Origin of the sequence: Embleya hyalina (assembly GCF_003967355.1) — a bacterium.
GTDB lineage: Bacteria > Actinomycetota > Actinomycetes > Streptomycetales > Streptomycetaceae > Embleya > Embleya hyalina.
This window is the reverse complement of record NZ_BIFH01000043.1, coordinates 21,386-36,262: the sequence shown is the minus strand read 5'-3', so window position 1 is coordinate 36,262 and position 14,877 is coordinate 21,386. Positions and strand designations below refer to the sequence as shown.

The following is a 14,877-nucleotide window of genomic DNA, read 5'->3' as shown; positions in this document are numbered from 1 at the left end:
GGCGTCAGCCGGTGGGGCGGCGGGCCCCGGTCGGGCGGGGCGGAGGGGGCGGGCGCTTGCCTCGGCGGCGGGCGCCGGCGACCAGACCGCCACCGACCAGGAGCAGTGCGCCGGCGGCCAGGCCCAGCGGGAGCACCGCCCCGGATCCGGTGCCCGCCATCTGGTCGGTGATGGCCCGGCGGGCCAGCACGGCCGGGCCGTCGTGCACGGCCCGCTTGGCGGCGTCGCCGCGATCCTTGTCGTCGCCGTCCCGCGCGCCCGGGGGCTTGGCCCGACGCGGGGGCGCGACCTGCGGCGCGGCGCCCCGACGCGACGCCGGGCGCCCGGGCGGGAGGCCGCCGATCGGGTCGGCCTCGGGTCCCGCCGAAACCGGGGCGGGGGCCGACGTGGCCGCGGCCGATCCGGTGCGCGCGCCGGGGGCGGGCTCGGACCGCCGTCCCGGACCGAGGAGCCCCCGGCAGTCGAAGCGGGCCGGGTCGACGCCGGGCGGACGGGCCCGGAGGCGGTCCCGGCAGCAGGCCGCGGCGTCCCGCGGCGGATCCGTGGCGCCGACCGCTCGCCGCGTCCGGTCCGGACACGGATCCACGGCGGGCGCCCCGGCGTCCGGGGGGCGCACGCCGGGGCGCGGGGCGCCGGGCGGGCTCGGCAGCGGCGGAAGCGGGTGGCGCACGGCGGCGAGCGGCAGGTGTACGGCCCCGGCCGAAGCGCCGGCGGGCCCGGATCCCGGCCCGACCTGCGGCGTCGCGGCGACGACCGGAACAGCGACCGAGGCAAGCACGAGCGCACCGACGACGACCGCCGCCCGCCTCACCCGACCGTTTCCGCCTCCGTGCACCAGACCACGCTAAGTCACCGAGCGGTTACTCCGACGCCACCGCGCATACCATTCGCTCGTTCGGCCCCACATCACCGTCGGACCGATCCGCCGCGATCGGGCTCCCTCCTCCCGGTCCGCTCAGAGCAGGACGGCCTGGCCGCCCGGGCCCTCCTCGGTGATGTCGAGAACCGTCGGCGGGCGGCGGCTGGACGGGGGCGGGGGCAGGACCGGCGTCGGGTCGAGCGCGGGGGCCTCGGCGGTGCGCGCGTGCAGCTCGGCGCGGGGTCGGGCCAGATCGGCGAGCAGGCCCAGGACATGGAGCAGGTCGATCAGTTCGCTGGTCAGGTCGGTGGACCAGGTGCGTTCGCGGATACCGTCCAGGCCCTCGCCGGGGGGTTCGGTGCGGGCCGCGATCCACGGTTCGAGGACGCCCGACTCCCACGCCTCGCGCGCCACCGGGCCGATCCGGCCGGAACCGAGCAGGAGCGATCGGGACTCGTCGTCGTGGTGCGCGCCCGCCGGCCGCGCCGGCACCGGCTCGCGGACGAACGGACGGCGTCCGCCCGGCAGTCGGGGCTTGCCGTCGCCGGGACGGCCGAACCGCGCGCCGAACGTGTGCAGCCCGACCAGTCGGCGGCCGAGGTCGACGCCCGTCGCCCAGACGTCCGGGTCGGCGGTGAGCGGCACCCGTTCCGGGTCCACCGTCACCGCGACGATCCAGGCGAACAGGTCCTCCGCGTCGACCGGGACGCCGAGCCGGTCCGCGAGCAGGTCGACCAGGCCGGGCGCCAGGTTCGGCTCCAGGCCCGCCGGATCCCGGTACAGCGGCGCGACCCGCCCGCCGCGCCCACCGTGGTGCGTCCCGTCCGGGACCAGCGCGCTGCACAACAGCGGCCAGGGATCCCCCGCCCGACGGATCGACAGGTATACCTGCCGATCCCCGCGCACCCGCCACAACTCGGGCCGGGCGGCGTCCAGCACCCGGTGGTCCGCGACCAACCACTGCCGATCGAACGGGTGCCGTGCGATCCGCACCAGCCGGGGCGTCGGCCCCACCTCCCGCGCCAGCGGACCGGACGGGGCGTCACATCCGGGCAGCGGCGCGGGAAACGACATCGCCGTCCGGGAACGGGTGGGCCGCAGCAGGGTGTCGCGATCCTCCGCCGCGGCCAGCCGGGCCCAGCGCCGACGCAGCGTCTCCCGCTCGGGTGCGTACACCCAACTGCGCCCGGTGGCGATCCCGGCCGTGCCCCACGGCATCAGGTCGGCCAGCGCGACCGGCCCGCCCCGGCTCACATCGCGTGGTCCCACACCCGGCGCTCCTCCCGGTCCGGGTCGCCGACCACCGTCGCCGGCACGTCGAGCAGCATCGTGCGCCGCTCGGTCGGGTCGTACAGGGGCCAGTCGGGCAGCCCGTCGGCGACCGGCGGCCCGCCCGCGACGAACGCCGCCCACGCCTGCCGGATCCGGCCGGACAACGCCCGCGCCTCGGCCGGCACGCCACCGGTCAGCCAGCGGCCGAGCGGGGTGTCCAGGGTGCCGAACACGAACGGGATGTCGATCGCGTGCGGCGAACCCAGGCGCTGCGGATGCGCCTTGGGCGCCCAGCGGAAGCGGTACATGTACGCCTGCCCGCCGGCCGCGTGCTGCGCCTCGGCCAGCCGCACCGTCGGTATCCCGTACGACTCGGCGGTGAGCAGTCGGATCCGCCGCGAGCGTCCGTTCAGTTCGGGGTACAGCTCCGCGTATCCGCGCACCAGCTCGGCCAGTCGGTCCGGGCGGCGCAGGTTGGCCAGGTCGGCGGGCCCGGGTTCGTGCCCGCCCGACCGCTCGGTCACGACGAACATCTCCTCCTCGTCCTGATTCGACCCGAGCAGGAGCGGTACGTCGCCCCGAATCGTGTGCAGCGGCACCGCCGGCAGCGGCCCGTCGGGATCGACCACCGGCCGGAACACGAACCTCGCGGTACCGCGCCCGATCGCCTCGGCCTGGGCGGCGAGCAGGTCGGACACCGGCACGTCGGCCAGTTCCGCGGCCCGGTCCGGTCCCAGACCGAGCGCGGCCAGCACGTGGCCGGTCGCCTCCTCGGCCTCGGGCACGGTGCGGACGGTCTGCGCCCCGCCGCTCTGCACGATCGCGCGGTGGAACAGACTGCGGGCGGCGGGCAGCGCGAGCAGGTTCGCGGTGACCTTGCCGCCCGCCGAGACCCCGCCGAGGGTGACCCGGCCCGGGTCGCCGTCGAACGCGGCGATGTGCTCGCGCACCCAGCGCAGCGCCCGCACCACGTCCAGGAGGGAGTTGGCCGAGGAGTCGGCGTAGGAGTCGCCGAGCAGGTGCCGCAGGTGCAGCAGCCCGAGGACGCCGAGCCGGTAGGCGACGGTGACCACGACCACGCCGTGCCGGGCCAACGCGGAGCCGTCGTAGACCGCCTCGAACGACGCCCCGCTCGTGTAACCGCCGCCGTGCACCCAGACCAGCACCGGGTGCGGGCCGGGCTCGGCGGGGGCGAAGACGTTCAGGTACAGGCAGTCCTCGTCGATCTCCACCGGAGCGGCGCCGTACTGCCCGATCGGCTGCGGCGCGGCCCGGGCGAACTCGCGGGCGTCGCGCGCTCCGTGCCAGGCGGGCGCGGGGCGGGCCGGGCGAAACCGCGCGGGGCCCACCGGGGGCGCGGCGAAGGGTACGCCTCGGAAGACCCGCACCCCGTCCGACTCCGCGCCGATCAGCTCACCCAGCGACGTCCGTACACGCACCATGGCATCGAGCATATGGGGCCGGCCGGCGGCCCGGTCGGCGCATCGTCCCGGTGGGAGGTGGCGCACAGGGCCCGGCAGCGGCGTCGTCGCGGTGGGTACTGCCGGGGGATACGCGGAGGGGCGGCCGGTATCGCCCCCGGGAGCAGGCTCGGATACTCCGCGAGCCGGATGCCGGGGTCGAGGCGGGCGTGACACGCTTCCCGTGAAACATTCCTCCGTCCGGGAGCCCCGCCTTGACCGTTGTCCTGGTGATCGTCGCGGCCGTCGCCGTGCTCGCGCTGCTGGTCGGCGTGCATCTTTACGTGTGGCGGCGGCTGGTGCGCGACACCACGCGGCCGGGGGTGGTGCGGCGGGTCGGCGCGGGGGTGGTGGTCGCGCTCGGGGTGTCGATGGTGGGCGCGCTGGTGCTGCCGAAGGTGTTCGGCCCGCGCGGCACGGAGTGGATCGCGTGGCCGGGCTTCGTGTGGATGGCCCTGCTGCTGTATGTGGTGCTCGCGCTCGGGCTGTTGGAGCTGCCGCGCCTGTTCGCGTTGCGGGCGCTGCGCCGGCGCGGGGGCGAGGTGTCGCGGGCGGTCGCGCCGGTGCCGGTGCCCGTGGGGGCAGCCGAGGCGACGGAGCCCGATCCGGAGCCGGCGGCCGGCTCCGCCGGTACGCCGCTCGGCCCGGATCGACGGCTCGTGCTGACCCGCTCGGTCGCACTCCTCGCGGCCGGCACCTCGCTGGGCACCGTCGGCTACGGGATGACCCAGGCCCTGGGCGCGCCGCGCACGGTGCGGGTGCGGATACCGGTGGCCCGGCTCGACCCGCGCCTGGCGGGCTTTCGGATCGCGGTGGTGGGCGACATCCACCTCGGCCCGCTGCTCGGCCACGCGCACACCACGCGGGTCGTGGAGACGATCAATCGCACCAACCCGGACCTGGTCGCCATCGTCGGCGACCTCGCCGACGGCACGGCGGCCCAACTCGGCGGCGACGCGGCCCCGTTGCGCCGGTTGTCCGCCCGCCACGGCGCGTTCTTCGTCACCGGCAACCACGACTACATGTCCGGCGCGACCGACTGGATCGCCGAGTTGGCCGAGCTCGGCGTCCGCACCCTGGCCAACGACCGTCTCGAAATCACCCGGGGCGGCGCCGCGTTCGACCTGGCCGGCGTCAACGACGTCACCGGCAAGTCCCACCACGACGGCCCCGACTTCGCCAAGACCCTGGGCGACCGCGACCCGTCCCGCCCGGTCGTCCTCCTGGCCCACCAACCGGTCCAGGTGAAGGACGCCTCCCGCTACGACGTGGACGTACAACTCTCCGGCCACACCCACGGCGGCCAGATGTTCCCGGTCCAACTCCTGGTCAAACTCGACCAGCCGGCGGTGGCCGGCCTCCACCGGGTCGACGACACCATGCTCTACGTCACCAGAGGCGCCGGCTTCTGGGGCCCACCGGTCCGAGTAGGCGCACCCCCGGAGGTGACTGTCGTCGAACTGCACCCGAAGTAACGCCTCACCCCGTCACCGCATCCGCAGTAGCGCACCGGGCTCGAGGGTGATCGGAGTCAACGCGGGCAACGTGGCGACGGCACCCGGCGCGGCGGACCCGGAGGCCACATACGCGTCGCCGTCGAGGGTGTAGGTCTCGATGGTGAGGGTCTTCGGGTCGACGATCCAGTAGGACGCGATCTTCCACTCGGCGTAGCGGGCGGGTTTGTCGATACGGTCGGCGCCCTCGTGGCCGGGTGACAGGATCTCCGCAGCCAGGAGCACATCTTCGGGGGCGAAGGCAACGGCGTCCGATTCCAGTGCGCTGATCGCCGCCGTCCAGGTGACCACCGCGACGTCCGGGCGCAGGACGTCCCGGTGTCCACGACGCACGTTCACGCTCTTGAACGTCATGGCGCCGACGCCGGAGTCGTCCACCGCCCGGCGCAGGATGTCGGCCAACACGCCGGACACGTGTTGGTGGCGCAAAGTCGGCAGCGGTGACATCAGCGGGATGCCGTCCAGGAGTTCGACGCTGAACAGCGAGGTCTCCTGGGCGGCGAACACATCGCCGGCGGTCCATTCGCGATCGAAGCCGGCCTGCATGCGGGTGCTCCAAGGATGTCGACCACGTCCGGACTTGCCGTGATTGTGCCGGCACTGCGGGCGTCACCGCAGGCGTTGTGCGGTTGCGGGCCGGCTCCGAGTCGGGCCGGGCCGCAACCGCTCGGGGTGGATCAGACCGTCTCCGTCATGCCGCCGTCCACCATCAAGTGTGTGCCCGTGACGAAGGAGGCGTCGTCACTGAGGAGGAAGCGGACCGCTCCGGCGATTTCCTCCGGGCGGCCCAATCGGCGCAGCGGGGAGCTGTTCTCCATGCGCTCCCGGGTGCCCGGGCGGGCGAAGGAGGCGGCCAGCATCGGGGTTTCGATGTAGCCGGGGCAGACCACGTTGCTGCGGATGCCGTGTTCGGCGAGCTTGGCGGCGATCGAGCGGTTCAGGCCGAGCATGCCCGACTTCGACGCGCAGTAGGACGGGTTGAGCGCGTTGCCGACGATCGCGTTGAGCGAGGCGATGCCCACGATGGCGGAGCCGGCGTGTTCGCGCAGCTGCGGGGTCAGTGCCTGGACCAGGAGCGCGAACGAGCGCAGATTGACGTCCAGGACCCGGTCCCAGTTCTCCGCCGTGACCTCGGTGATCGGGGTCGAGTCGACCACGCCCGCCGCGTGCACGAAGCCGCCGATCGTGCCCAGCGCCTCGATCGAGGCGTGGATCGTGTCCGGATAGGCCCCGGTGTCGGTCACGTCCAGGGCCAGCCCGAGCGCCGGCACCCCGTGCTCGGCCGCGATCTCCTTCGCCGCCTCCTCCACCGGGCCCGCCGCGATGTCCCACAGCGCGACCGGCCGACCCGTCGCGGCCAGCGCCCGCGCGGTGGCCCGACCGATCCCGGAGGCGCCGCCGGTGATCACGACGCCGGTGCCGGGTGATGTCTTGTGCGTACCCATTTCGTACTCCTCCGTGGACGGGTGGGCCAAACATCTGACGTACCGTCAGAACAAAACCAGTGGTAGCACGCCGGCCGCGGTGGTCTACTCACCAGCATGGCGAAACGGCTCCTGGACCTGCTCCTGGTCATCGACGTCGAGGCCACCTGTTGGAACGGTCCGATCCCCGACGGCCAACGCTCGGAGATCATCGAGATCGGCATCGCCACGCTCGACGTCGCCACCGGCGAGCGGATCGACCGACACGGCCTCCTGGTCCGCCCCACCCACTCCACGGTGAGCGCGTTCTGTACCGAACTGACCACCCTCACCCAGGCCGACGTCGACACCGGCCACACCTTCGCCGACGCCTGCGCGCTGCTGCGCACCGAGTTCGGGGCGCACCAGCGGGTGTGGGCGAGCTGGGGCGAATACGACCGGCAGGCGTTCGAGCGGCAGTGCGCGGCCGAGGGTGTGCCCTACCCGTTCGGCACCCGCCACCTCAACGCCAAGACGCTGTACTCGCTCGCGCGCGGCCTGGACCGCGAACTCGGCATGGCCGGCGCCCTGACCCACGCCGGCCTCCCCCTCGACGGCACCCACCACCGGGGCGTCGACGACGCGTGGAACATCGCCGCCCTCCTCGGCGGCGTCCTGCGCGCGTCGCGTCGAAACGGCCCGAGCCGGCCGTAGCCCCCGCGCGCCGCCGACGCCCCACCCGCCCGAGCGCGCCGAGCGCCCGAGCGCCGCGGACCCCTCAGTCGCCCGTCACCAGCATCGCCGCGCCCACGATCCCCGCGTCGTTGTGCAGCTTCGCCGGCACCAGATCGGCCCGGATCTTGATGAACGGCAGGAACTTCTCCGGCTTCTTGCTGATCCCGCCCCCGATGACGATCAGCGACGGCGAGAACAACATCTCCACGTACCGCAGGTAGTCCTGCACCCGCGCGGCCCACTTCTCCCAGGACAGATCGTGCGTCTCGCGCGCCACCGCCGAGGCCCGCCGCTCGGCCTCGTGCCCGTCCAGCTCCAGGTGGCCCAGCTCGGTGTTCGGCACCAGCCGGCCGTCCACGAACAGCGCGCTGCCGATGCCCGTACCGAAGGTCAACATCAGCACCGTGCCGCGCTGCCCGGCGCCCGCGCCGAAGCGCATCTCGGCCACGCCCGCCGCGTCCGCGTCGTTGACCATCGTGACCGGCCGGCCGAGCGTCGCGGAGAACAGCGCGTCGGCGTCCAGGTCGATCCACGACTTGTCCACGTTCGCGGCGGTGCGCACGATGCCGTCGCGGACCACGCCGGGGAAGGTGATCCCCACCGGCCCCTCGGTGTCCGCGAACTCCGCGAGCACGTCGCGGACCACGCCGATCACCGCCTGCGGTTCGGACGGTTCGGGAGTGAGCAGTCGGACCCGCTCCCGGGTCAGCCGCCCGGCGTCGGTGTCCACCGGCGCGCCCTTGATCCCGGTCCCGCCGATGTCGATGCCCATGACCGGCACGTGCGGCTCCTTAGCCCTCGAATTCGCCCTCGAACCCACCGGCGCGCCACCCGGCCGGCACCCGGCGAGCGGCCCGCGTCCCCCGGCCGTTACCCCGCCGGCGCGGACCGATTCACCGCAGGTCGGGCAGATCCTCCGGATGCAGCGTCCGCAACTCCTCCATGCCCGCCCCCGGCAGTTGGGCCAACCGGGTCGCGTGCCGCTCGATCATCGCCTCGAAGGTGCGCCGCGCCTCGCGCGCGTTGCCGAACGCGGCACCGCGCGGCAGTCGGCGGAAGTAGCCGAGCAGCGCCTCGCACGCCTCGTCGGTGAGCACGTACTCGTGTTCGCGCACCTGCATGAGGGTGATCTCGACCAGGTCGTCGGCCGAGTAGTCCTGGAAGGTGATGGTGCGGGAGAACCGGGACCCGAAGCCGGGGTTCGCGCCGAGGAACCGCTCCATCTCGTCGGTGTAGCCGGCCACGATCACCACCACGTCGTCGCGGTGGTCCTCCATCATCTTCACCAGCGTGTCGATCGCCTCGCGGCCGAAGTCGCGCGAGGGGTCCGGCGGGGCCAGGCTGTACGCCTCGTCGATGAACAACACGCCGCCGCGGGCCCGGTCGAAGACCTCCTTGGTGCGCGGCGCGGTGGAGCCGATGTGCTCGCCGACCAGGTCGACCCGGGAGACCTCCACCAGGTGCCCCATCCGCAACACGCCGAGCGCCTGGGCGATCTCCCCGTACAGCCGGGCCACGGTGGTCTTGCCGGTGCCCGGGGAGCCGGTGAAGACCAGGTGTCGGCGCAGCGTGGGCGCCTTGAGCCCGGCCTCCTCGCGCCGTCGGCCCACCGAGATCAGGTCGATCAGGTTGCGCACCTCGGCCTTGACCCCGGCGAGGCCGACCAGACCGTCCAACTCGGCCAGCAGTTCGTCCACTCCGCGCCCCGAGCCGGCCACCGCCTCGTCGACGGCCGCGCCGTCGCGCGCGCCGGGGATGGGCAGCGTGGCGGTCAGCCGGGCCACCCCCTGTGGCTGTGCGCCGGCCGCCGCGACCGGACTGGGCGTACCCAGGATCCCGCCCACCGTGGGCTCCGTACCGCTCGTCCCGTCGCCCTGCGAGGTGCACTCGACCGCCACCGGCCCCGGACCGGCGAACTCGAAGCCGCCCTTGGCGTTGTCGCGCGTGGTGCAGCGGGTGAACACCGGATGGCAGCCCTCGCGCACGTGCACCCCGTAACCGCGCCCGCCGAGCACCTCGCAGTCCTCGAAGTCGCCGCGCCCGCCCCCGGCGATCCGGATGCCCTCGCCGGTGGCCCGGTCCACCCGGACCCGGCGCACCGTGGGCCCGGCCGCGCCGGTGACCGAGACGCCGTCGGTGGTGTCCTCGATCGTGCAGTCGGCGATGATGCCGCCGCAGTCCGACTCCATGAACCACACGCCGGTGGTGGCCTTGCGCACCTTGCAGGACTTGACCGAGACCACGGCGCCCGCGCCGACGCCGATGCCGGTCTCGTCCACGTCGTGGATCTCGCAGTCGTGCATCGACAGGCCGGTGCCGGAGCCGGCCACCTTGACCCCGTCGAGCACGTCGTGGATGCGGCACTCGCCGAGCGCGGCGTCCGCGCCGTCGGCCACCCACACGGCCGGCTTGCCGCCGGTGGAGTCGTGGAACTCGCAGTCGATCGCGGACGCCCTGGCCCCGTGGTCGGCCAGCGCGAGCCCGTTGCGGCCGAAGCTGCGGATCGTGCACCCGCTGAGGGTGACCTCGGAGTGACCGTGCACGTCGACGCCGTTGCGGCCCATGTCGCGCAGTCGGCAGCCGACCAGGGTCAGGTTGGCGCCCCGGTCGACCGAGACGCCGTTGCCCTCGGCGTCGCGGATCGTGCAGTCGTCGAGCGAGAACGTGGCCAGGTCGTCGGCCTGGACGCCGGTGCCCTTGACCGCGGTGATCTCGGTCCGCGACAACGACCCGGCGCTGCCCTGACCGCCGACCGAGATGCCCGCCCAGCCGACCCGCTCGATCCGCGAGTCGGCGATGACCGGCGCGGCGCCGCCGGCGACACAGATCCCGCCGCCGCCCACGTCGTGGATGTGCAGGCCGGTCAGGTGCGGCGAGGCCTGGTCGCCGACGAACACCGCGGGTTCCGCGTCCGAGCCGTCCTGGATCTCGCACTCCTGGACACTGCCGGTGGTGCCGGGCCCGGTGAAGCGCAGTCCGTGCCCGGAGGCGTCCCGCACCCGGCCCCGGCGCAGGATCGGCGCGCTGCCCTCGCGCACGTCGAAGCCCTCGCGCCCGGTGTCGCCGATCTCGCAGTCCTCGAACGTGCCGCGCGAGCGTCCGGTCACCCCGATGCCCACGCCCTTCGGGTTGCCCACCCGGCAGCGGCGCACCATCGGGTCGGCGCCCGCGCGCAGTTCGACCGCGACCACCGAGGCGGCCCGGACCACACACTCCTCCAGTATCGGTGCGCAGCCCTCGATCACGATGGCCGGCGACAACACGCCCGCGCCGCCGTCGACGACCAGGCCGTGTATCGCCGCGTCGGCGGTGATGGTGAGCGCGACCCCGTCGGCCGCGCTCAGGGTCACCGTCCCCGGCCCGTCCGCACCGACCACCGTCACCGGCACGGAGATCGCCACGTCCTCGCGGTACGTCCCCGCCGCGACCAGGATCGAGTCGCCCGCCGCCGCCGCGCCCACCGCGGCCCCGATCGAGGAGTATTCGCCCGCGCGGCGTCGCCAACGAGTGCCCTGCACCACCTGAAGAACCCGACCCGTCATGGCGCCCCTGCCACCAGCCCCTCGGTCCGCACCCAGCACCCTCGCGAGTCCACCGTAAAGCGTCGCGGGCGGCCCCATGACCGGGTCTGCCCCGGGGGCCGATCGGCGGCGGCGTCGGCGAACCCCTGCACCGTACAGTTCAACGACCAGGGGGCACGGACCGACGACGGTTAACGTCCCGCAGTGCCCTGATTCGTTCCCGCGCCCGCACCGCCGGACGATCCGCTTCGGCCGGATCCGGTCGAACCCGCACCGGGGCGAGCGGTTCCGGTCGACCCCGTGCCGCTCGTCCCGGATCCCGTGCCGTTGCCGCCGAAGGCGTCGGCACCCCCCGTGCCGTCGGTCGGACGCGCCGTCCCGGTCGGCGTGGGCGCCTGCGCCCCGTCGCGCAGCGCGGTGAACAGGTGCGCCGCGTCGGGCTGTTTGAGCGCCACCCGGTTCGGGTCGGGGGCGTAGTCGGTCAGCGGCGTGGTGACGAAGTCGATCTTCTCCAGCGGGATCCCGCGCAGGCCGTTCGCGAAGTCGTACAGGCTGACCAGGGTGTTGATCCCGGAGTCGGTGGTGATCGCCTTGGTCGCGGCGTCCATCACGTTGTACGCCTTCGCCGGGTTGGTCAGCAGGTTCTCCCCCTGCACCTTCTTGATCAGCGCCTTGAGGAATTCCTGCTGCCGTTCGATCCGTTGGATGTCGCTGCCGTCGCCCAGGCTCTTGCGCACCCGGACGAAGCCGAGCGCCTGCTCGCCGTCCAGCGTGACGTCGCCGGCGGGCAGTTGCAGGTGCGCGGCCTTGTCGTCGATCGGCCGGGCGATGTGCATCGGCACGCCGCCGAGCGCGTCCACGACCTTCTTGAAGCCGATGAAGTCGATGGTGATCTGGTGGTCGATCCGGGCACCGGTCAGCCGCTCCACGGTGGCCGCCACACACGGCACGCCGCCGACCTCCATCGCGCTGTTGAACTGGCCGAAGTAGGCGCGCTGGGTGCCGCCGGAGGTGGTCCGACACGACGGCACGTCGACCATCAGATCGCGCGGGAAGCTGACCGCGGTCGCGCTCTTTCGGCCCTGCGGCACGTGCAGCAGGATCGTGGTGTCCGAGCGCTGACTGCCGCCGTCGTCGCGGCCGTACTCGGAGTTGTCGCCGGCCCGCGAGTCGGACCCCACCAACAGCACGTTCAGCGCGCCCGTGGGCGGCGGGCGATCGGTCAACTGGTCGGCGAAGTCCTGGGTGCGGATGTTGCCGTTCAGGCGCTCGTACAGCCACCAGCCGAAGCCGCCCGCGGCGATCAGGACGGCGACGAGACCGCCGCCGATCCACGTGAGGACGCGCCGTCGGCGGCGCCGGCGGTCGTGGGCGCGCCGTTCTATGCGGCTGGGGCTCTCCGGCCCCGGCTCCTCGGCCGACGCCCCCGGAACGGCCGCAGCCCCCGGGGACGTCTCATCCCTGTCCTGCACGTCGTCGTCGCCTTCGTCGGGCCCCCGCGCTCGATGTGCGCTCGGCTCATGGCCCGAAGTGCGCGCACAATTACGCAATCATACGTTGTTCCGATCGTTACACGCCGAATAGCGGTAAATGGTTCCCGTCTCGGTCGAAACCGAATCGCGGACCGGGCGAATCGGTACATCCGGCCGGTGCCGACGCCCCGATCAGGCCGGCCCCGGGCGCACACCGGCGCCCGTCGCCTTGGCCGCGCCGCGCTCGCCCAGGACGCCGAGCGCCACGTCGACGATGCGGCCCAGCCGGTCCAATTCGGTGCGATGGAAGGCGGGCCCCTCGTGCCGGACCACGTACATCGTCAGCCAGGACGCCCCGATCGGCGCCGCCGCGCCGTGGCCGGTGGCATCACCCTCGTAGGCGAAGCCCAGCGGCCGCATCGGGGTGAGCGCGGGCAACACCGGCGTCCGCGGCGCGCGCCAGCTCGCGTACACCCGCTGTCGACCGCGTCCGCCGCGCGTGGCCACCGCCCAGTCGGCGTGGAAGAGCGTCGGCGCCGCGTCGACCAGCGTGGCCACCGCCCGGCCGGGGTCGCGCGCCACCTGGCCCAGCACGTCCAACTCGGGCGCGGAACCGGGCACCTCACCGGCCGCCCAGCAACCCTCGACCCGGACACCGGCCGACCGCTCCAGGATGGGGACCAGGCCGGCGACGTCCCGCTCGCCCGCCCAGGAGACGGTGAACTCGTCCACGGCCCGGCCGCCGAGCTGTTCGAGCACGGTCATCTGCATCACATCGGCCCCCGCCGCGCCGAGCAGCTGCGTGACCCGCGCGAGCGACCCCGGTCGATCGGGCAGCGACACCCTCAGTCGGTACAACACGCGACACCTCCTCCATCGACCTGTCTTGAATCCTGAACCTTTCCCGTTTCGAGCATGTTGCGTACATATGACGACACCACGTGATCAGGCGTCGCCCGGCCACCGAACACACGAGCGGGGCGTCGTCGGATGCCCGACGACGCCCCGCTCGTGGTGTGCCTACTTCTTCGTGTCGGACGTATCGGAGGGATCCGGCGCGTCGGCGACATCAACCGCGTCGGTGTCGTCGGCCGGCTCGCCGGCCTTCGGCGCGCCCTTCGCCGGCGGTACGGCCGGACGCGGCGGCACGCTCACGTGGGTCGGCTCGTCGTCGGGCGCCACGCTCGTCACCCGGGTCGCCACGTCCTCCGGCGCCTCGTCCCGGTCGGGTACGGCGGCCTCGGTCTCGGCCTCGGGCTCGGCCGCCGGCTCCGGCTCCCGGTCCGGGCCGACCCGCGCCGCCGGCCCGGCGGACACCGCCGCGTTCCGCTCGGTGTCGGGGGTGAGCCCGGCGATCGGGGCGAACTCGGTGACCTCCTCGTCCGGCCCGGCCGGCCGCGACACCGGGTCCGAAGCGCCGACCGACACCACCTCGGTGGGCGCCGCCGAAGCAACCGCCGCAGCGGCGGGCGCGGCACCCGCCGAAGCAGTCGGCGCGGCGCCCGCCGCGGCAACCGCCGCCTCGGCCGCGACCACCGACGCCGCCTCGCCCTCCGCCGGCCGGGCCGCCGCCTTCCGCGACTCCCGGGTCGGCTTCGGCGGCTTCGGCTGCTTCACCCGCGCGGGTTTGGCCGGCTTCGGCTCCTTCGCCGGCTTCCCCGCCTCGACCGAGCTGTTCCCCACCGGGGTGGCGAACACCGGCGCCGGGCCGGTGGCCTTGGGTCCGTACGTCCACCACATCAGCCCGCGGCGGGCGTTCTCGCTGTCCGCGTGCTGCTCGCCGAGCACGCGCGAGCAGTCCGAGACCAACTGGGTGAGCAGCGTGCGCGCACCCAGCGGATCACCCGACTCGCCGGTCCAGTGCGCGTGGTTGTGCCGGATCACCAGCGTGTCGTGGTGGTCCGGGCCGAGCACGCGCGTGGCGTCCTCCACCAGCCGCATCATCGCGTCCCGGGCCACCGAGACGTCGCCCGCCTCGCCCGCCCACATCGCGCGGTCGTGCCGGGCGGTCAGCGCCGCCGGGTCGTCCGGCTCGTGCACCTCGCCGCGCTCGTCCGCGATGGCCGCCATCAACCGGGCCGCCTGGATCGTCTCGCCCGACCGGCCCACCCAGTGCGCGTGCTGGTGTCGGATGGTCAGCGTGTCGGGGTGCACGGGTCCCAGCGCGTCGGTCGCCTCCTCGACGATCGGTCGCAACATCCGGGCCGCGCCCGCGGCGTCACCCGCCTCGCCGATCCAACGAGCCCACCCGGCACGCACGTTCAACGTCTCGGGGTCGTCCTGGCCGAGCACCAGGACACAGTCGGCGGCGACGTCGCGCGCCAGCGACTCGGCGGTGACCGCGTTGCCGGACAGACCCAGGCAGTAGGCGTGGTTGTGCCGGGCCAGGAGCGTGTCGGGATGTTGCGCGCCGAGCACGCGCGCGTAGTCGCCCGCCAGCTCCCCGAACATCCGGGCGGCCTCCGCGGGCCGGCCCTCGTCGCCGACGACCCGGGCCCACGCGGCGCGCGCGTCGAGCGAACCGGGGTGATCGGGCCCGAGTTCCCGCATCCGGGTCTCGGCCTCGGCCCTCAGTTTCTGTATCTCCTGCTCGTTCATCGCCGCTGATTCTCCCTCCTCCACCACAGGTGGCAAACCCGCG

12 protein-coding genes are annotated in these 14,877 nt (G+C 74.0%); 2 read left to right on the top strand and 10 right to left on the bottom strand.

The genetic code is table 11. The features are described 5' to 3' along the window. Window positions 1-4: 4 nt before the first annotated feature. The 3 genes from EMA17_RS42365 to EMA17_RS42355 all read right to left on the bottom strand — a co-directional run bounded on the left by EMA17_RS42365 (window position 5) and on the right by EMA17_RS42355 (window position 3,573). Window positions 5-835: a hypothetical protein gene (locus EMA17_RS42365; RefSeq protein WP_126642581.1), complete on the bottom strand. Its 831-nt coding sequence runs from the start codon at window positions 833-835 to the stop codon at window positions 5-7. Window positions 836-955: 120 nt separating this feature from the next. Beyond that, a complete protein-coding gene (locus tag EMA17_RS42360) occupies window positions 956-2,128 on the bottom strand; it encodes a type ISP restriction/modification enzyme (RefSeq protein ID WP_246127251.1) in 1,173 nt (390 codons plus the stop codon). Then, window positions 2,110-3,573 carry a carboxylesterase/lipase family protein gene (locus EMA17_RS42355; RefSeq protein WP_160161764.1) on the bottom strand — a complete coding sequence of 488 codons (1,464 nt, stop codon included), beginning with the start codon at window positions 3,571-3,573 and terminating at the stop codon, window positions 2,110-2,112. Before EMA17_RS42355 ends, EMA17_RS42360 begins: the two co-directional genes overlap by 19 nt. 233 nt (window positions 3,574-3,806) lie before the next feature. On the opposite strand from EMA17_RS42355, the gene EMA17_RS42350 reads away from it, so the two are divergent. Then, window positions 3,807-5,066 carry a metallophosphoesterase gene (locus tag EMA17_RS42350; protein WP_126642579.1) on the top strand — a complete coding sequence of 420 codons (1,260 nt, stop codon included), beginning with the start codon at window positions 3,807-3,809 and terminating at the stop codon, window positions 5,064-5,066. Window positions 5,067-5,078: 12 nt separating this feature from the next. Here the strand turns inward: EMA17_RS42350 and EMA17_RS42345 are convergent, their stop codons facing one another. Both EMA17_RS42345 and EMA17_RS42340 read right to left on the bottom strand, forming a co-directional pair. Beyond that, complete coding sequence (locus tag EMA17_RS42345; protein ID WP_126642578.1) at window positions 5,079-5,651, bottom strand: Uma2 family endonuclease; 573 nt, start codon at window positions 5,649-5,651, stop codon at window positions 5,079-5,081. Between the two features lie 131 nt (window positions 5,652-5,782). Further along, on the bottom strand, window positions 5,783-6,550 hold the full coding sequence (locus tag EMA17_RS42340; RefSeq protein ID WP_126642577.1) for an SDR family NAD(P)-dependent oxidoreductase: 768 nt from the start codon (window positions 6,548-6,550) through the stop codon (window positions 5,783-5,785). A gap of 96 nt (window positions 6,551-6,646) precedes the next feature. Here EMA17_RS42340 and EMA17_RS42335 point away from each other — a divergent pair, with 96 nt between their 5' ends. Next, window positions 6,647-7,222 (top strand): 3'-5' exonuclease, encoded by a 576-nt coding sequence (locus EMA17_RS42335; protein ID WP_126642576.1) that lies wholly within the window; start codon window positions 6,647-6,649, stop codon window positions 7,220-7,222. Between the two features lie 64 nt (window positions 7,223-7,286). On the opposite strand, the gene ppgK is transcribed toward EMA17_RS42335, so the two are convergent. The 5 genes from ppgK to EMA17_RS42310 all read right to left on the bottom strand — a co-directional run bounded on the left by ppgK (window position 7,287) and on the right by EMA17_RS42310 (window position 14,834). Next, complete coding sequence (gene ppgK / locus EMA17_RS42330) at window positions 7,287-8,015, bottom strand: polyphosphate--glucose phosphotransferase (RefSeq protein WP_218043244.1); 729 nt, start codon at window positions 8,013-8,015, stop codon at window positions 7,287-7,289. A gap of 121 nt (window positions 8,016-8,136) precedes the next feature. After that, entirely contained in the window at window positions 8,137-10,785 is a 2,649-nt protein-coding gene (locus EMA17_RS42325) for a right-handed parallel beta-helix repeat-containing protein (RefSeq protein WP_160161763.1), read from the bottom strand. A 170-nt stretch (window positions 10,786-10,955) separates the two neighbouring features. After that, window positions 10,956-12,236, bottom strand: coding sequence for an LCP family protein (locus EMA17_RS42320; protein WP_246127250.1), 1,281 nt, complete (start codon window positions 12,234-12,236; stop codon window positions 10,956-10,958). A 192-nt stretch (window positions 12,237-12,428) separates the two neighbouring features. Further along, window positions 12,429-13,097 carry an ACT domain-containing protein gene (locus tag EMA17_RS42315; protein WP_126642573.1) on the bottom strand — a complete coding sequence of 223 codons (669 nt, stop codon included), beginning with the start codon at window positions 13,095-13,097 and terminating at the stop codon, window positions 12,429-12,431. A gap of 159 nt (window positions 13,098-13,256) precedes the next feature. Beyond that, window positions 13,257-14,834, bottom strand: a complete 1,578-nt coding sequence (locus tag EMA17_RS42310; protein WP_126642572.1) for a tetratricopeptide repeat-containing protein — start codon at window positions 14,832-14,834, stop codon at window positions 13,257-13,259. Window positions 14,835-14,877: the final 43 nt, after the last annotated feature.